We start from the raw sequence: 17,136 nt of genomic DNA on the forward strand, positions 1-17,136 counted from the left end.
GCGCCTACGGAACGTTTTTAAGCTATGTCCTACACACTGTAGGAGCGGATTCATCCGCGAGGCTTTTTCCGCCCTACCGCGCCAAGAGGATTCCCCATGCAAGACGTCGTCATCGTTGCCGCCACCCGCACCGCCATCGGCAGCTTCCAGGGCAGCCTGGCCGATATTCCCGCGCCGGAGCTCGGCGCCATCGTCATCAAGCGCCTGCTGGAACAGACCGGCCTCGACGGCGCCCAGGTCGATGAAGTGATCCTCGGCCAGGTACTTACCGCAGGCTCCGGCCAGAACCCCGCGCGCCAGGCTGCCATCCGCGCCGGCCTGCCCCCTGCCGTGCCAGCCATGACCCTTAACAAGGTCTGCGGCTCGGGCCTGAAAGCCCTGCACCTGGCCGCCCAGGCCATCCGCTGTGGCGATGCCCAGGTCATCATCGCTGGCGGCATGGAGAACATGAGCCTGTCGCCCTATGTGCTGCCCAAAGCCCGCACCGGCCTGCGCATGGGTCACGCGCAGATGCTCGACAGCATGATCGTCGACGGCCTGTGGGACGCCTTCAACGATTACCACATGGGCATCACCGCCGAGAATCTGGTGGAGAAATACGGCATCAGCCGTGAAGCCCAGGACGCCTTCTCCGCCGCTTCGCAACAGAAGGCCGTGGCGGCCATCGAGGCTGGGCGTTTCGATGCAGAGATCACTCCAGTGCTGATCCCGCAGCGCAAGGGCGACCCCGTCGCCTTCGCCCGTGACGAGCAGCCGCGTGCCGGCACCACCGCCGAATCCCTGGCCAAGCTCAAACCCGCATTCAAGAAAGACGGCAGCGTTACCGCCGGCAACGCCTCCAGCCTCAACGATGGCGCCGCTGCCGTGCTGCTGATGAGCGCGGCCAAGGCGCAGTCGTTGGGCCTGCCAGTGCTGGCGAAGATTGCCGGCTATGCCAACGCCGGTGTCGACCCGGCGATCATGGGCATCGCCCCGGTATCCGCCACCCGCCGCTGCCTGGACAAGGCCGGCTGGAGCCTGGCCGATCTGGACCTGATCGAAGCCAACGAAGCCTTCGCAGCCCAGGCGCTGTCGGTCGGCCAGGAACTGGGCTGGGATGCAGACAAAGTCAACGTCAACGGCGGCGCCATCGCCCTCGGCCACCCCATCGGCGCCTCGGGCTGCCGCGTGCTGGTGAGCCTGCTGCACGAGATGATCCGCCGTGATGCCAAGAAAGGCCTGGCCACGCTGTGTATTGGTGGCGGTCAGGGTGTGGCACTGGCCATCGAGCGCTGACCCCTAAGGTGGATCGCGCTTCACCGATCCACCGCTTTGGTGGATGTAAGAAGCGACATCCACCCTGCAGGCCAGCTTGAGAAACCAGAGCACCGTAGCCCGGATGCAATCCGGGGAAACCTGACATGGACCTCCCGGATTGCATCCGGGCTACACCAACCAGCTCGGCCTCGGCCGAGCTTTGTCATATCCACTGCAAACCGCAGGCATAGCCAACCCTGAATGCCTGGTAAAGCCCCAGAATATGTTCAAAGCCTCGCGAGCTAGAGGCATGCAAGGCAAAAACAGGCGAAGAAGCGGAGTTTACGAGTTGTAAATGAGCATTCTGAGCCTGTTTTTAACGCTGCAGGCCCGACGCGCAGCAGGCTTTGAACAGGTTCTTACACAACCATAAGAAAGAGGCGTCATCCATGTTCAACACCCTCACCCGCATGAGCGTGAGCCTGGTACAGAAGTACCTGCCCTCACCGTTCGTTTTCTCCGCCTTGCTCACGCTGGGCGTGCTGCTCGCTGGTATCTTCTCCACCGGCCAATCGCTACCGGCCATGGTGCAACACTGGAGCGGTGGTTTCTGGACGCTGCTCGGCTTCGCCATGCAGATGTCGCTGATCTTCGTCACTGGCCACGCCCTGGCCAGCGCACCGATCATCAACCGCCAACTCGACCGCCTCGCCGGCCTGGCACGCACACCCGGCCAAGCGATCATCATGGTCACCCTGGTGGCGCTGGTCGGCTGCTGGGTCAACTGGGGCTTCGGTCTGGTGATCGGCGCGGTGTTCGCCCGCGCCCTGGCGCGTAAGGTCGATGGCGTCGACTACCCGCTGCTGGTGGCCTCGGCCTATTCGGGCTTCCTGGTCTGGCACGGCGGCCTGGCCGGCTCGATTCCGCTGTCCATGGCCACCGGCGGCCCGGACCTGGCACGTATCACTGCAGGCGTGCTGACCGATCCGGTGAGCATCACCGAGACCCTGTTCAGCCCGTTGAACCTGACCATCGTGGCTCTGCTGTTCATCGGCCTGCCACTGCTCAACCGCGCCATGCACCCGCGTCAGGGCGCCAAGGTCGCCGATGCCGCCAAGCTGGTGGAATCGCGTGCAGAGCTGCCGGCTCGTGAAACCCCGGCACAGCGCCTGGACGACAGCCGCATCCTTGGTCTGGCACTGGTGGCCATGGCCGGTATCTACCTGTTCAACCACTTCGCTACCAAGGGCTTCGTGCTCGGCCTGGACGTGGTCATCGCCATCTTCCTGTTCAGCGGCTTGCTGATGCACGGCACCCCGGAGCGCTACATGCGCGCGGTGGACGAGAGCGTGCGCGGCATTGGTGGCATCGTCCTGCTGTTCCCCTTCTACGCCGGGATCATGGGCATGATGATGGGCGCCAACGCCGACGGCATCTCCCTTGGCCGGCAGATCACCGAAGCGTTCATCTCCTGGTCCTCGGCTGACACCTTCCCTCTGCTGGCCTTCCTCAGCGCTGGTGTGGTCAACGTCTTCGTACCGTCTGGCGGTGGCCAGTGGGCCGTGCAGGGCCCGATCATGCTGCCGGCTGCTCAGGCACTGGGCGTCTCGCCGACCGTCACCGCCATGGCGATTGCCTGGGGCGACGCCTGGACCAACATGATCCAGCCGTTCTGGGCACTGCCGCTGCTCGGCATCGTCGGCCTCGGCGCACGCGACATCATGGGCTACTGCCTGATCATGCTGCTGTACTCGGGCGTGGTGATCTGCGGCGCGTTCTACTTCCTCGGCTGACCAGGCAGCTAGGCCTTGCAGGGTGGGCTGGGCGGGTGATCCGCTTCGGCCCACGCTGACCAACCCAGGTGGGCTAAAGCCCACCCTACGAGCGGGGTTGGTTTCAGTCTGTAGGGTGGGCCGGGCGGTGATCCGCTTCGGCCCACGCTGACCAACCCAGGTGGGCTAAAGCCCACCCTACGAGCTGACTATTTGCTCGGTTGAATCCCCGCTCGCGATCACCGCACTGTGAGGCCTCGCGAGCTAGAGCGATGCAAGGCAGAGGCAGGCGAGCAACGGTCGGAGTCGCGGGCGACTGTACTTTTGTACATGAGCATTGTGAGCCTGCCTCTAACGCAGCAGCGCCGACGCGCAGCAGGCCGAACTCAATCCCCCATCAGCCCCTGCGCCTTGGCCATCGCCACGGCCTGGGTGCGTCTTTGCACGCCGAGCTTGACGTTGATCCGCCGCGCATGGGTCTTGACCGTGTGCAGCGAGATGAACAGGCGATCGGCGATTTCTTGATTGGAGCCCCCCTGCGCGATCAGCTGCAGCACCGCCAGCTCCCGCGAGCTGAGCAGCGCAGTACCGGCACTGGCCGGCTCATCCAGGCGCGGCGCCGGCTCGAACAGGCGCTGGTGCAGGCTCTGCCCAGCCTCACTCGGCAACAGGCGCTCCAGCCACTGCGCCTGACGCTGTTGCAGTTCCTGCAACGGCCGCAGCAGACGCAGCTGTCGCGCTTCGCCAAGCGCCTGCTGCAACAGGCCGTCGGCCTGCTCCTGCTGCCCCTGCATGAGCAGCGCTTCGGCCAGGCTGACCCGACATTCGCAGGCCAGGCTGCGATGCCCGGCGAGCTGGCATTCATCCAGCAGCAGGCGCAGTGCATGCTCAGCAGCAGCGTGGTGGCCAAGCAGCAGGTCGCTCAGCGCCAGGTAACGACGCAAGCGCGGCAACAGATCGTAGAACTCGGAAGGCGCCAGTTGCTGACGCTGCTGCAACTGCTGCAGGGTCTGGGCGAACAGCTCGCGTGCGCGCCCGGTCTGCCCCTGACGCAGCAGCAGTCGCCCTGCCTGCAACTGCAGCACACAGCGGTAACGCACTTCAGGCACGTGCGACCACTGCATCACCCGCTCAGCCCGCAGCAACCACTGATGGGCTTCGTCGAGATCGCCACGGCTTTCCGCCAGCTCCAGCATGCCGAGGTAGCCGGAAATGATGTAGGCATCCTCGCAGTGCTCGGCTTCCTGCAGCCCCAGGCTATACGCCTGCTGCGCCGCCTCATCGAGGCCCTGGCGGGCCAGCAGGCTGGCCCGTACCAACAGCAGGCGAGCGACCACCGGGCTATGGTTGAAGCGTTCGCGCAGCAGCGCCAAAGACTGTTCGGCGAGCTCCGCGGCGCGCCCGGCCTCACCACGCATCTGCAGCAGCAGGCAGTGATCGGTATTGAGCAAAGCCTCGAAAATCAGACTGCCATTGAGCCGTGCCAGACGCAGCCCTTGATCCAGCGCCTGCTTGGCCTGGTCCAACGCATGTTCGGCCATATGCTGCTGGGCCAGCGCCTGGTAACAGAGCACGCTCTGCGACCAGCTGCCCTCGTCCAGCATCTGCAGGGCCTGCTCGCAGTGCATCCGGGCATCGCGACGCCCGCACTGACGCGCCAACACGCCCGTCAATGCCTGCCAATGGGCGACCAGTTTGCGCTGGCGGCGCTCATTCGGTTGCGGCATGAAATGCGTCAGCGCCTGCATGCAGTCGGCAGCTTCATCGAAACGTGCACAGATGATCAGGGCCCAGGCCTGCAGCACGATCAACCGTGGCGAACTGGCGAACAGCCAGGCCGGCAGCTCTTCGCGCCATTGCAGGAACTGAGCGACCGAGTGCCCCTGCAGCAATTGCTCCTGGCTGAAGCGCTGCAGGTAGTTGACCGCGACCTCGATCTGCCCTGCCAGCAGAGCATGTTCGACGGCCTCGCGAATATCACCGTGCTGAGCGAACCATTGACAGGCACGCACATGGATGGAAGCCGGCACCGGCGCGCCCGGCAGGCGACGCAGTACCTCGGCCAGCGGTTGCCACAGACGGAACCAGGTACCGCTGCTGTCGAGACTGCGCACGAACAGCTGGCGCCGTTGCAGTTCGCCCAGCAGCTCACTGCCACGGCCCTCCAGCAGATGCTCGCAGAGCGGCAGGGAAAAACGCGGCAGCAAGGCCAGTGCATGCAGGTCGCTGCGCAGCTCCTCGTCCAGATCGGCCAGCACCTCATGCTGCACGTAGTCGCGCAGCACCGGGCAGCCCTCCTGCAAACGCTGGCGCAGCGCATCCTCGTCGGCATCGAGTAACAGCAGACGGATCGCCGCCAACCAGCCTTCGCTGCGCTCGAGCAGGGCCTGCCGGACGTCATCAGCCAGGCTCACTTGCAACGCCGTCAGCAGCTCGGTCAGCGCCGCGTCATCCAGCGCCAGCTCCTCACCCTGAAGCTCCAGCAGATCGCCCTGCAGCAATAGACGTGGCAGGTTCCAGGCCGGTATGCGACGACTGGCGACCCACCAGGAGACCTGCTGCGGCGCCGCAGCGAACAACCGGTCGAGGCAGGCATCGAGCTCATCGTCAGCCCGTCGCGGGTAGTCGTCGATAAAGATCCACAAACGCCCCGCATGCTCATGCAACCGATCGATCAGCCCCGCTTCGCCGGCATCGTCGAACGGCAACTGCATGGCTGCGGCCAGTCGCTTGCACAGCTGCTGCGGTGTCAGACTGCGCCCTCCGAGATCGAGCCATACGCGCTCGACGGCAGCCGGTGTGTGGCGCGCGCATTGACCGAGCAGCACGCTCTTGCCAGAACCGGCAGGCGCGCACAGCAAACGCAGGCGCGACTCGCTGGCCAGCAGACGCTGCAGCAGGGCTGGGCGGGAAACCACACACGGCGGCAAACGCGGTAGATCGGCAGGTTGCACCTGCAGCGCACTCGCACGGGCGATGGCAAGGGTAGGCATGGCAGCGGTTCTCTCTGCTTGTCATTGTTGAACCACCAGGCGATGGTACCCCGCTTACCGCGTGGGACCACCCCTTGTCGCTTATGGCGCGAGATTCACAAGAGAGGCGTGCACAAAAAAGCCGGCGGCGCACAGGGCGACACCGGCTTGCTTCGGGCTGCTGCCAGGTCAGCGCACGCCGGCGTTACGCAGTGCGGCCGGGGTGAAGTCCTTGGCCGATGCCTGGGTGCCGTACTGCACCGAGGTTTTCTCCTCGTTGGCCATGCCGATGGCGATGTAGCGTCCGGCGATGATGTCGTACAGCGCCTCGAAAGCGTAGACCGGCACCTTCTGCGCATACTGCTGCATCAACATCGCCTCGCCGACACGCCAGAGCTGGCCGCGGCCGTCGTAGTGCTCGGACAGGGCGATCTGCCAGGAGTCTTCGTCCACGTAGAAGCGGCGCTTGGCGTAGATGTTGCGCTCGCCCGCCTTGAGCGTCGCCTCTACTTCCCACACCCGGTGCAGCTCGTAGCGGATCAGGTCCTGATTGACGTGGCCTGCCTTGAGGATGTCCTCGTACTTCACCTGAGGCATGGCCACGCGGTAGTTGTTGTAGGGGATGAACAGCTCGCGCTTGCCCACCAGTTTCCAGTCGTAACGATCCGGCGCCCCGTTGAACATGTCGAAGTTGTCCGAGGTACGCAGGCCATCTGCGGCGGTACCCGGACCGTCGTACGCCACCTGCGGCGCCCGCCGTACCCGTCGTTGGCCGGCGTTGTACAGCCAGGCCATGCGCGGCTCGGCGACCTGATCGAGCGAGTCGTGCACCAGCAGCACGTTGCCGGCCAGACGCGAGGGTGCGGTGACCCGTTGCTTGAAGAACAACAGAGCATTTTCCGCCTTGCCTGGATCGACATCGGGGATGTTCTCCGGGAAGGCCACCTCGTCCTCGAAATGCACCAGGGTGTAGGCCCCATTGGTCTGCGGCGAAGCCTGCACGATGCTGCGCTTGAGGTTGCCACCGCGATAACGGGTGATGTGGTTCCACACCACCTCCAGGCCGTTCTGCGGAATCGGGAAGGCGTAATAGCGGCTGTCAGTGAAGCCGGTCAAACCGTTGCCACCATCACGCAGACCGGTCTTCAGCGCGCTGGTCCTGGCTGCTGCATTGATCGCGTCCGGCACCGCTGTGCTGCGGTGCGTCGGGTACACCGGCATGCGATAGCTGTCCGGGTAGCGCGCGAACATCGCCAGTTGCCCGGCCGACAATTGGTCGCGGTACTGCTCCAGGTTCTGTGCGGTGATGGTGAACAGTGGCTGCTCGCCGGCGAAGGGGTCACTGAGAAAACCGCGCGCATCGACCTGACCGGCATCGCTGGCCATGCCGCCCGTCCAGGCGGGGATGGTGCCGGCGGTGTTGCCGGCCATCTCACCACCCAACGGGGTCAGACTGGTACCGAGCTTGGCTGCTTCCTGCTCGCTGACCGCGGCCAGCACACCGCTGGCCAGCAGGCTCAGGGACAGTGCGCCGAGCATCTTCAGAGTTGTATTCATCTGCATTCCTCAACTGATCCTGATGGCCTAGAAGCTCACGCCGAAGCTGAGCGCCAGGAAGTCGCGGTCGACCGCGACGTTGTAATCACCGCCGAAGAAGTCGGTGTACGACAGGCTGGCGGTGTAGGTATTGCGGTAGTCGGCGTCTATACCGATGCTCACGGCCTTGGAACCCTCATTGAACAGGCCGTTGGGGCCGTAGCCGTCGACGTCATGCGACCAGGAGACGTTCGGCTTGAGGTTCACCCCGGCGAACACGTTGCTGTACTCCCAGATGCCACGCACGCGGTAGCCCCAGGAGGTGCTGGTGACGAAGCCGTGGGTGTCGCCACGGAAGCCATAGGCACCGAACAGCGAATCGCGGCCGTAGCGCAGGTCTTCACGGCTCTCCAGGCCACCGACATGGGCCATGCCGATCTCGCCGACCAGGGTGAAGCGCCCGGCGCCCATTACCTGATCGAAGAAATGGGTGAAGGTGGTCTGCACCTGGGTGACTTCCTTGCGCCGGTAACCGACGTTGTCCTGGCCAGGCCCGGCGGCGACCGGTGCAGTGCCAGGGGCGATGGGGTTGAGCAGGCTCAGGGTCATGTCGGTGGTGTTGATCTGCAGCGGCAGGTTCGGCCGGTAGCTGACCTCACCCGCCCAGGCAGTGCCGGTGGGCAGTGTGGTGGAGAAGCTCATGCCGTAGAGGCGAATATCCTCCGGGTACTCGAGGTAGTAGCGACCATTGCCGAGCATCACGCTCTGCGCCAGCCCCGCGCCGCTGCCCGGTACGATGCCATTGGCGGTGCCAATGATCCCCGGCAGCGCTGCCAGGGTCGCCAGGCCGGCGTTCTGCGTGCTGACGATGGGCGTGCGGCTGTGGTAGTTCATGAAGTACGCGCCGTACTCGGTCTCGTCACCCAGCCAGCGCAGGGCCAGGCCCCACTGGCCGCTGTCGCGCGCATCGCGATCACCGGCACGCGGCAGGATCACCCCTTCGCTGTCGACGCGGAAGCCCTGACCGAACGCAGCAGCAACCGGCTGCAACGGCGCAATGGCTGGCGAGCCGATGTGATAGCCATTGTCACAGCCATCGGCGGCCACATCGGCGGTGGAGAAGAAGGTCCCGCAGTTGTCGATGATGGTCTGGTCCCACTCCAGTTGGTAGAAGGCTTCCATGCTCAACTGATCGGTCAGGCTCTGCGACAGGTAGAGCATGTTCACCGGGATCAGGCCTTCCTTGATCTCCGCGCCTGGGCGGCGGAAGGCGGCCACGTCGATCGGGTTGATGGCATTGATGCTGTTGCCGATGAAGGTGCTCTCACCCCAGCTCACCACCTGCTTGCCGATCCGCACCGTGCCCGGCAGATCGCCAATGGCGTAGTTGTGGTAGAGGAATGCATCGAGAATTTCCGCCCCCGAAGACTGGGCGCCCTCCTTGCGATTGCTGTCGTCGATATCCTTGAACAGGCGGCTTTCGTCCTTGAGCTCGAAGTCGTACCAGTACTTGCCGCGCACGAACACGCCGGTATCGCGGTACTTCAGTTCGAGGTCGTGAATACCCTTGAAGATCTTCGAGAAGGTCTCGCCCTTCTTGAAGTTCAGGCGTCCATCATCGCCAGTCTGCGCCTGGCCCTGGCCGCCGTTGTTGGGGCCGATCAGATCGCGATCCGGACTGCGCATCGACCAGCTGGCACCGACCGACAGCGAGCTGTCGAACTGCCCTTCGATCTCACCGATGTTGAAGTTGACGGCCTGCGCCGGTGCGACGAAACCGACGGCGACGGCCAAAGCCAAGGTGTGCGGCTGGAATAGTCCGGGCCCTGTTGTTCTTGTCATGCGGGTCTCCTGAAGTGGGGTGCAACTGCAGGGAACCCTACGCAGCGACCACATCCCGGATAAGCGCACCAAGGAGGGATTTCATCTGTCGCCCGAAAGGATGAATGGCGCCCTGGCGCGGGCCGCAGGCCGCGACACTCAGCGTGCTGAATGACGGGGTATCAGAGAGGTAGGGAACTATTCATTGTTATTGGCAGACCGTGCCGCCCAATGCGCTGCGGCGCTGAACTGCAGGGGCGGCACACCGCCGCGAACAGGGCGCGCGAAGCCCGGACAAGACAGGGCTGGAACGACGGCCGCCGGGAGCGCCTAAATCCGATCACCATCGGCAGAGCCCGAAATCGGGCTCTGCCGGGTCGCTCAGTTGCTGCCGACCGCCAGTTCGCGCAACAGGACCTCGTGGAACAGCACCGGCGCTTCGACCTGCGGCGAATGGCCCAGCTCCGGCCACTCCACGAGTTTTGCCTCGGGAATCGCCTCGGCAGTCTTGCGACCCAGTTCCGGGTAGTTGCCAAGGCGCTGCGCGACTTCTTCCGGCGCACGATTGGCGCCTGGGGCGGTGCGATCCTTGCCTCCGATCAGCAGCAGGGTCGGCGCCTTGATGTTGGCAAACTCGTGCACCACAGGCTGAGTGAACAGCATCTCTGCCGTCTGGGCCTGGTTCCAGGCGACGATCTGCTTGCCCGGGCCGCTGTACATACCATTGAGCATGTCGACCCAGCGGTCGTACTCGGGCTTCCACACACCGTTGTAGTAGAACTTCAGTTGGTAGTTCTTGATGCCGTCGTAGGAGGTCTTCAACTCCCCCTGGTAAAGCTGGTCCACCGTCACGTAGGGCACGCCCTCCGCCTGCCAGTCCTCCAGACCGATAGGGTTGACCAGCACCAGCTTCTCGACACGCGAGGCATGACTCAGGGCGTAGCGCGCGGCCAACATGCCACCCATGGAATGGCCGATCACCGTGGCCTTCTCCACACCCAACGACTCGAGCAACGCGTCGGTATTGCTGGCCAGTTGGCCGAAGCTGAACTGATAGCCACGTGGCTTGCTCGAACTGCAGAAACCGATCTGATCCGGCGCGATCACGCGGTAGCCGACATCGCTCAGCGCCTTGATGGTCGCCTCCCAGGTCGCGCCGCAGAAATTCTTGCCATGCAGCAGCACCGCCGTACGACCATTGGCCTGGCCGGCTGGCTTCACGTCCATGTAGCCCATCGACAGAGCCTGCTGCTGCGAACTGAATTCGAAGCGCTGGATCGGGTGGGGATACTCGAAACCTTCCAGCTGAGGGCCATACCCGGCCTGCGGCGAAGCCTGGAGCGCGGAGAGGGGAAGGAGGCTGGCGGAAAGTGTCGCGAGGAGCAGGGTTTTCTTCACGGGCGCATTCCTGTATCGGGGTTCAATGCTGAACGCCTGCTACGACCAGACGCAGGCGTAAAGAAGCGATCGACTATAGCAACCGCCCCCACCACCAAGGTGGCAATGCATTGCAGGATATGACCGAAAACCTTGAGATAGAGCCTTCCGGCGAAGCTCATGGCTCCGGGCGGATCGCTCAGGCGTTCAGCGCCAGCGATCGAGCACATTCACCGCCAACCGATCCAGCCAACCCCACAGGCGCTGTTGCGCACGACGCCACCAGGGGCGCTGGTGCCAATCGTCGAGGGTGATTTCGCGGCTGACGCCAAAATCCTCGATGAAGCTGGCCGTCACTGCTCGGGTAAAATCCGGGTCCAGCGCCTCGACATTGGCGTCGAGATTGAAGCGCAGGTTCCAGTGGTCGAAGTTGCACGAGCCGACGCTGACCCAATCGTCCACCAGCACCATCTTCAGGTGCAGAAAACGCGGCTGATACTCGAAAATGCGCACGCCAGCCCTGAGCAGTTTCGGGTAATAGCGCTGCCCGGCAAAACGCACCGGCGGGTGATCGGTGTTGCGCCCGGCCAACAGCAGGCGCACTTCCACCCCACGTGCGGCTGCGCGGCGCAGGGCACGGCGGATTTTCCAGGTCGGCAGGAAGTAAGGCGTGGCCAGCCAGACGCGCTGCTTGGCGCCCTTCAGCGCGCGCAACAGTGAGAGCAGAATGTCGCGATGCTGTGCCGCGTCGGCATAGGCGACACGCCCGAGACCAACCCCGACCGGCGGGCACTCGGGCAGGCTCAGCGGTATCGGCTGATGACTCGGGCGCCAGGAAAATCGTGCGCGCCAAAGTTGCTCGAACAGCTGTTGCCAGTCGCCCACCAGCGGTCCTTCGATCTCCACCATGACTTCGTGCCAGGGACTTCGAGGCTCGTCTGGCAACCAGAATTCATCGGTGGAGCCGGTGCCGCCAACGTAGGCCAGGCGCTGGTCCACCAGCAGCAGCTTGCGGTGATCGCGGTGAAAATTGCGGATACCCCGCCGCCAGCGCACCGGGTTGTACCAGCGCAGCTGTACACCGGCGGCCTGCATGCGCTCACGCAACGCGATGCCCAGGCCTGCCGCACCGTAGGCATCGAACAGACCACGCACCCTCACCCCGCGCTCAGCCGCAAGGCACAGCGCGTCGACCAGACGCTCGCTGCAGCGGCCGTCTTCGATCAGATAGAGCTCGATTTCCACCTGCTGCCGGGCGCCCTCGATGGCTGCCAGCATGCGCGGGAAAAACACCGGGCCGTCCAGCAGCAATTCGAAGCGATTGCCGCCTCGCCAGGGAAAGATGCTGCCGCGCGCATGCACGCTCAACGCGCCGTGAAGATCAGCACGGCACCCACCGGCACCGACAGGCTGATGGCCGGCAGTTCGGCGATTTTACGCAGCGCCTCGATGCCACTGGCCAGGGCGAAATCTTCGGCGTGCAGCACCAGCGGCGCCAGGGTCACCACCTGGAAGCGGCGATCATCGAGGCGCGTGACCAGCAGTTCGCTGTCCAGTTCGCGCGTACGCTCGTTGAGGGTCAGTTGCAGAGGCAACCGCAACTCCAGCTGCGCGCCAGGTGCCAGGTCGGTCAATTGCGGCAGGTTGACCTGGGCAGTGATGCGCGCCTCGGGCAGACGCGAGGTGTCGAACAGCATGGCACGCAGGCGCTCGTCACGCAGCGGGATACCGGTGCTCAGCGAATCAAGATCCACGCGCAGGCGCGCGCGCCCATCGGCCGCGATCTGCCCGTGCAGAGTGAGAAAGCGATGCACCTCCGACTGGCTGCCGGAATGGGTGGAGATGAACGAAAGACGCGAAGATTCGTTGTCCAGATACCAGTCGGCGTGAACGGGCAAGGCAGCGGCAAGCAACAGGGCGAGAAGCGAACGGCGCATGAGAACTCGAAAAAGGCGTGACCAGGCGGCAACGATAGTCGCCACGGCCCGCCTTGCAAAGCCCGGCGCCTCTTCCACCCGTAGCCCGGATGCAATCCGGGAGCACCTCACCAACATGCCCCGGACTTCATCCGGGCTACGCGCTTGGCTTCCCTCTCCCATTCATGGGGCACGCCTGGTGGAGAGGAGTCCGGGGAGAGGCCCTACTCATTCGGCAGTAGCTGACAGCCCTGCCGCTCACCCAGCCAGACCGCGCTGTGGGTGCGACCCAGGCCGCTGGCGGTGACGCGCTTGGCGCTCGCGTCATCGAGCAGGCTGCTGATCGGTACATACTGCTTCACATAGCCTTCGCAATAGGCCGCCGGGTTGCCACTGACGTAGCGGCAGGAGCAGTACTCCTTGGCCGTATAGGCGCCGATGATGTCGGGGAACGCCGCCAGATGCGCACGATTCGGCCAGGCCCAGGCCAGCAGCAGAATCACCAACAGCGCCACCACGCTGAGAATCGGATGACGACGAATCATGGCTGCACCTCCGTGGCGAAAGCCGCCTGCACGCGTTTGAGCAGTTCGTTGTGCTGGAAGCTGCCGTCGCGGTCATCGGCGTAGCGCACCACCACCAGTTTTTCCTCGGGCATCACGTACAGCCCCTGCCCCCAATGCCCGAGCGCAGCGATGGTATCGGCCGGTGCATCCGGCCAGGGTCGCGCGCTGCCCGGCAGTTCGGCATTGAGCCACCAATGCCCGCCTGGGACGGCATCGCCCGGCTTGGCCAACTGCGGCTGATAGCTGGCGAAAGGCGTGGATACGAAATCGACCCAGGCAGCCGGCAACAACTGGCGTTCGCCCCAGCGGCCGCCTCGCTGCATCAGCAGACCGACACGGGCCAGGTCGCGCGCAGTCATGTAGGCGTAGGAGGAAGCGATGAACGTGCCGCTGGCGTCGCGCTCCCACACTGCACGGGTGATGCCCAGCGGCTCGAACAGCGCCGTCCAGGGATAGTCGGCATAGGCTGGCTCGCCGACCATGCCACGCAACGCGGCCGCCAGCACGTTGCTGTCGCCGCTGGAATAACGAAAGCGCGTCCCTGGCGCGGCGTCTGCGGCATGCGCGGCGGTGAAGGCGGCCATGTCGGCGCGACCGCGGGTGTAGAGCATGGCCACCACCGAGGATTTCAGCGGCGCGTATTCATAGTCCTCTTCCCAGGCCAGACCCGAGGCCCAGTTGAGCAAGTGTCCGATCTTGATCTGCGGATGCTCGGCCATCGCCGGGTAGTACTGCGCAGCGGGCGCGTCGAGCCTGAAGCGCCCTTCGCCATAAGCCACACCCAAGGTGCTGGCCAGCAGACTCTTGGCCATCGACCAGGAGAGATGCGCAGTCTGCACCGTGGTCGGTTCGGCATAGCGCTCGTAGACGATCTGCCCGTCGCGGATCACCAGCAGCGCATCGGTGCGCACGCCCGTGCGTTCGGCGTCATTGCGTTCCGGGAAGGCGTAATGTTCGAGCTCGGCCAGCGCGGCGCTCTCGACGCGTGGCTGGCTCTGCCAGTCGGGTTGCGGCCAGTTTTCCGCCAGGGCGGTGCTGGCAGCCAGGCTGAAACCGAGCGCCAGGCTCAGTCGACGAAGCAAGGAGGTGGACATGGGCGGCCTCGATCAGAAATCGTGGCGCACCCTAGCATGGCCATGGTGACGGCTTGAAGTGACGAAAACGCCATCCCCCACCTTCATTCAGGCAGGGGTAGGGTGCGCCGTGCGCACCGATTGCCAAGTGGTATCGGTGCGCACAGCGCACCCTACCGCTATCTGGGCAGTTGGTAATCCTCCGGCCCCATCAGGTCGAGACCGCATTCGAGGTTCTCGATCCAGTAGAGAAAGGCGCTGATCATTTCCGGGCCGACGAAGGGCCGACCGTGCTGCGGCACGATCATCGCCACATCCATCTGCCGCACCATCGCCGCCCACAGGCGACACGCCTTGTTGCCCGCCATGTAGCGGCGGTGGAAGCCCTCCATGTTCGGCACATGGTTGACGAAGTCGCGTACCGGCGTGGCGTCATCGACCATCGAGGCGCCCATGTCACCGGAGAAGAGGATCTTGCTCACCGGGTCATACACCTGGAAGTTACCCACCGAGTGCAGGAAATGCGCCGGCACGGCCTTGAGCGAGCATTTGCCCAGTGGAATGCTCTGGCCGCGATCCGGCAACGCGATAATGCGATCGAAGGTGTTGATGCCACGACTCAGCACCAGGTAATTGGCGGTCAGGTGCGGCAGGAAACGCGCCCATAGCTTGGAGCAGATCACCCGCGCACGGGTGTGCAGCAGCCACTTGTCCAGCGAGGCGATGATGTCCGGGTCCTGGTGCGAAGCGAAGATGTAGGTCAGGTCCTGCACCGGGATGTGCTTGGACAGCTCCAGCGACAGCGGCGTGTAGGTCAGGTCACCGCCCGGATCGAGCAGCAGGTACTGCTCGTTGTCGGTGATCAGGAACTGGTTGGATTGCACGCCTTCGCCGCTGACCAGGTCATCGAACATCAGGCATTGGTGGCTGCCGTTATCGAACAGCACGATGGGCTCGCGGCGCATGGAAACCTCTTGGATGATTCGCGAGGCAACCTTATGCGTACGACCGCCAGCCAGTACTGATATGGATCAACGGGCGGCGACAATCCGCCGCGCGTTCTCCAGGCGCTTGCTGCGCGCCGCCTCGGCGATGCGCAGCAAGCCCTTGTCGCGCTGCCACAGCTCGGCCCATTGCGCCGGGCCAGCGGCAAAGGCCGCCTCCAGCTCGCCCGCCAACGCCTGCTGCGTGGCGAACAACCCGGCCAGCAACAGATGGGTAGTGGGCGCATCGGGCGCCTGCCGAGCGACCTCGGCACAGCCGGCCAGCAGCGCCTGCAGACGCAACAGCAGCGCTTCAGGCCAGCCAGAATCGCGCCCCACACCAAATTGCCAGGCGACAACAGCAGTGAGTACGTGCACATCTTCCAGGGTGCGGAAGGGTTTGACGTAGTCGCTCCAGCCGTCGCCGGCCAGACGCTCGCCCTGGGCCTGCTCCAGGTGCAGTCGCGCATGGCCGATATCCGGCATCAACGGCAGTGCCGGCAGCGGCTCGATACAAACGCCCGGCGCGCCCTGGCGTACCACGCCGAGCGCCAGCCGCGGCGCTTCACCCTCACCTTCCTCGCGCGCCGCCACCAGCAGCCAGTCGGCGCATTCGGCGGCGGTGACGAAATCCTTGCGCCCGGTGATCTGCAGGCCATCGATGCGTGTGTTCATGTCCGCCGGCCGAGTGCTGCGGTTCTCCGTCACGCACAGGGCGCCGGCCGTCCAGGGCGCTGCAGGCCAGAGCACGCGCAACGCCGCCTGATAGCCGGCGAGAAACGCCAACCCCGGCGTAGCCGCCTGCAGGCCGCCCAACAGCGCCAGCTCGAAAGGTTGCGGCGTGCCGCCCAGACGCACCAGCAAGCGGGCGTACCAGTCTTCCAGGCCCGCCTCGGCAGTCAGGCGTTCACCGGGCTGAAACAGACTCGACCAGGGCATCGCACAGGCTCCTCGCAGCAGCATTTGCGCCGCTGTCACATAAGCATAAGAAAAGCGTCACGGTGGTGACACTGCAGCTACCTAGCCTGAGCTTGCCCAACAAGATCGACCGGCTGCAAGCACTCAGCCGGCACACGGAGGATCTGGCATGACTCAAACTGCTCGCCGTCTGCAGGCCGAACGCCTGCAAGGCCCCGCCGCCCTGCGTGAAGCTCAGGCCTTGCGTTATCGCGTATTCAGCGCGGAATTCGATGCCAAGCTCAATGGCGCCGAACTGGGTCTGGACATGGACGACTACGACATCCACTGCCGACATATCGGCGTGCGTGACCTCAACAGCGGCGAACTGGTCGCCACCACTCGCCTGCTCGATCACCAGGCCGCTGCGGGCCTTGGTCGCTACTACAGCGAAGAGGAGTTCGCCCTGCACGGCCTGGCCAAACTGGAAGGCCCGGTACTGGAAATCGGCCGCACCTGCGTCGATGTCGCCTACCGCAACGGCGCCACCATCGCCGTGCTCTGGGGCGAGCTGGCCGAGGTACTCAACGAAGGTGGCTATCGCTATCTGATGGGCTGCGCCAGCATCTCCATGCAGGACGGCGGCATCCAGGCCCAGGCCATCATGCAGCGCCTGCGTGAGCGCTACCTGTGCACCGAACACCTGCGCGCCGAGCCCAAGCACCCGCTACCGCAACTGGATGTGCCGGGCAACGTCATCGCCGAGATGCCGCCGCTGCTCAAGGCCTACATGCGCCTGGGCGCGAAGATCTGCGGCGAACCCTGCTGGGACCGCGACTTCCAGGTCGCCGACGTGTTCATCCTGCTCAAGCGCGACGAGCTGTGCCCACGCTACGCCCGGCACTTCAAGGCTGCAGTCTGACAGCTACACTTGCATCCCCTGCGCCGGCCCTGTAGACAGAGGCCGGCTTTTTTCATCTGGAGTCC

General features: G+C 64.6%; 13 protein-coding genes. 3 read left to right on the forward strand and 10 right to left on the reverse strand.

From position 1 onward, the window contains the following. Positions 1 to 96: 96 nt before the first annotated feature. Positions 97 to 1,275, forward strand: a complete 1,179-nt coding sequence (locus GV002_RS11210; RefSeq protein WP_160018440.1) for an acetyl-CoA C-acetyltransferase — start codon at positions 97 to 99, stop codon at positions 1,273 to 1,275. A 410-nt stretch (positions 1,276 to 1,685) separates the two neighbouring features. Further along, positions 1,686 to 3,029, forward strand: a complete 1,344-nt coding sequence (locus GV002_RS11215; RefSeq protein ID WP_160018441.1) for a short-chain fatty acid transporter — start codon at positions 1,686 to 1,688, stop codon at positions 3,027 to 3,029. 365 nt (positions 3,030 to 3,394) lie between these two features. On the opposite strand, the gene GV002_RS11220 is transcribed toward GV002_RS11215, so the two are convergent. The 10 genes from GV002_RS11220 to GV002_RS11265 all read right to left on the reverse strand — a co-directional run bounded on the left by GV002_RS11220 (position 3,395) and on the right by GV002_RS11265 (position 16,191). Then, complete coding sequence (locus tag GV002_RS11220) at positions 3,395 to 6,001, reverse strand: LuxR C-terminal-related transcriptional regulator (RefSeq protein ID WP_160018442.1); 2,607 nt, start codon at positions 5,999 to 6,001, stop codon at positions 3,395 to 3,397. Between the two features lie 168 nt (positions 6,002 to 6,169). Continuing rightward, positions 6,170 to 7,537 carry a DUF1329 domain-containing protein gene (locus GV002_RS11225; RefSeq protein ID WP_256667062.1) on the reverse strand — a complete coding sequence of 456 codons (1,368 nt, stop codon included), beginning with the start codon at positions 7,535 to 7,537 and terminating at the stop codon, positions 6,170 to 6,172. Positions 7,538 to 7,564: 27 nt separating this feature from the next. Then, a complete protein-coding gene (locus tag GV002_RS11230) occupies positions 7,565 to 9,358 on the reverse strand; it encodes a DUF1302 domain-containing protein (RefSeq protein WP_160018444.1) in 1,794 nt (597 codons plus the stop codon). Positions 9,359 to 9,718: 360 nt separating this feature from the next. Next, positions 9,719 to 10,735, reverse strand: a complete 1,017-nt coding sequence (locus GV002_RS11235) for an alpha/beta fold hydrolase (protein ID WP_160018445.1) — start codon at positions 10,733 to 10,735, stop codon at positions 9,719 to 9,721. A 186-nt stretch (positions 10,736 to 10,921) separates the two neighbouring features. Next, positions 10,922 to 12,076, reverse strand: a complete 1,155-nt coding sequence (locus GV002_RS11240; RefSeq protein WP_178094647.1) for a phospholipase D-like domain-containing protein — start codon at positions 12,074 to 12,076, stop codon at positions 10,922 to 10,924. A 2-nt stretch (positions 12,077 to 12,078) separates the two neighbouring features. Next, positions 12,079 to 12,651 (reverse strand): YceI family protein, encoded by a 573-nt coding sequence (locus tag GV002_RS11245; protein WP_160018447.1) that lies wholly within the window; start codon positions 12,649 to 12,651, stop codon positions 12,079 to 12,081. Positions 12,652 to 12,854: 203 nt separating this feature from the next. Then, positions 12,855 to 13,175: an amidase gene (locus tag GV002_RS11250; protein WP_160018448.1), complete on the reverse strand. Its 321-nt coding sequence runs from the start codon at positions 13,173 to 13,175 to the stop codon at positions 12,855 to 12,857. Beyond that, positions 13,172 to 14,290, reverse strand: a complete 1,119-nt coding sequence (locus GV002_RS11255; RefSeq protein ID WP_160018449.1) for a serine hydrolase domain-containing protein — start codon at positions 14,288 to 14,290, stop codon at positions 13,172 to 13,174. Before GV002_RS11255 ends, GV002_RS11250 begins: the two co-directional genes overlap by 4 nt. A 158-nt stretch (positions 14,291 to 14,448) precedes the next feature. After that, complete coding sequence (locus GV002_RS11260) at positions 14,449 to 15,234, reverse strand: MBL fold metallo-hydrolase (RefSeq protein ID WP_160018450.1); 786 nt, start codon at positions 15,232 to 15,234, stop codon at positions 14,449 to 14,451. Between the two features lie 66 nt (positions 15,235 to 15,300). Continuing rightward, positions 15,301 to 16,191: an acyl-CoA dehydrogenase family protein gene (locus GV002_RS11265; RefSeq protein WP_160018451.1), complete on the reverse strand. Its 891-nt coding sequence runs from the start codon at positions 16,189 to 16,191 to the stop codon at positions 15,301 to 15,303. 148 nt (positions 16,192 to 16,339) lie between these two features. Here GV002_RS11265 and olsB point away from each other — a divergent pair, with 148 nt between their 5' ends. Then, positions 16,340 to 17,071 (forward strand): L-ornithine N(alpha)-acyltransferase, encoded by a 732-nt coding sequence (olsB, locus tag GV002_RS11270; protein WP_160018452.1) that lies wholly within the window; start codon positions 16,340 to 16,342, stop codon positions 17,069 to 17,071. The last annotated feature ends 65 nt before the right edge of the window (positions 17,072 to 17,136 follow it).

Source organism: Pseudomonas sp. 8O, from assembly GCF_902506495.1.
GTDB lineage: Bacteria > Pseudomonadota > Gammaproteobacteria > Pseudomonadales > Pseudomonadaceae > Aquipseudomonas > Aquipseudomonas chaetocerotis.

Bases quoted from the DNA above. Each gene is read 5' to 3' on its own strand.
- olsB (WP_160018452.1), top strand. From the start codon at position 16,340: ATGACTCAAACTGCTCGCCGTCTGCAGGCCGAACGCCTGCAAGGCCCC.
- GV002_RS11260 (WP_160018450.1), bottom strand. From the start codon at position 15,234: ATGCGCCGCGAGCCCATCGTGCTGTTCGATAACGGCAGCCACCAATGC.
- GV002_RS11210 (WP_160018440.1), top strand. From the start codon at position 97: ATGCAAGACGTCGTCATCGTTGCCGCCACCCGCACCGCCATCGGCAGC.
- GV002_RS11220 (WP_160018442.1), bottom strand. From the start codon at position 6,001: ATGCCTACCCTTGCCATCGCCCGTGCGAGTGCGCTGCAGGTGCAACCT.
- GV002_RS11230 (WP_160018444.1), bottom strand. From the start codon at position 9,358: ATGACAAGAACAACAGGGCCCGGACTATTCCAGCCGCACACCTTGGCT.
- GV002_RS11215 (WP_160018441.1), top strand. From the start codon at position 1,686: ATGTTCAACACCCTCACCCGCATGAGCGTGAGCCTGGTACAGAAGTAC.
- GV002_RS11245 (WP_160018447.1), bottom strand. From the start codon at position 12,651: ATGCGCCGTTCGCTTCTCGCCCTGTTGCTTGCCGCTGCCTTGCCCGTT.
- GV002_RS11225 (WP_256667062.1), bottom strand. From the start codon at position 7,537: ATGAATACAACTCTGAAGATGCTCGGCGCACTGTCCCTGAGCCTGCTG.
- GV002_RS11265 (WP_160018451.1), bottom strand. From the start codon at position 16,191: ATGCCCTGGTCGAGTCTGTTTCAGCCCGGTGAACGCCTGACTGCCGAG.
- GV002_RS11255 (WP_160018449.1), bottom strand. From the start codon at position 14,290: ATGTCCACCTCCTTGCTTCGTCGACTGAGCCTGGCGCTCGGTTTCAGC.
- GV002_RS11250 (WP_160018448.1), bottom strand. From the start codon at position 13,175: ATGATTCGTCGTCATCCGATTCTCAGCGTGGTGGCGCTGTTGGTGATT.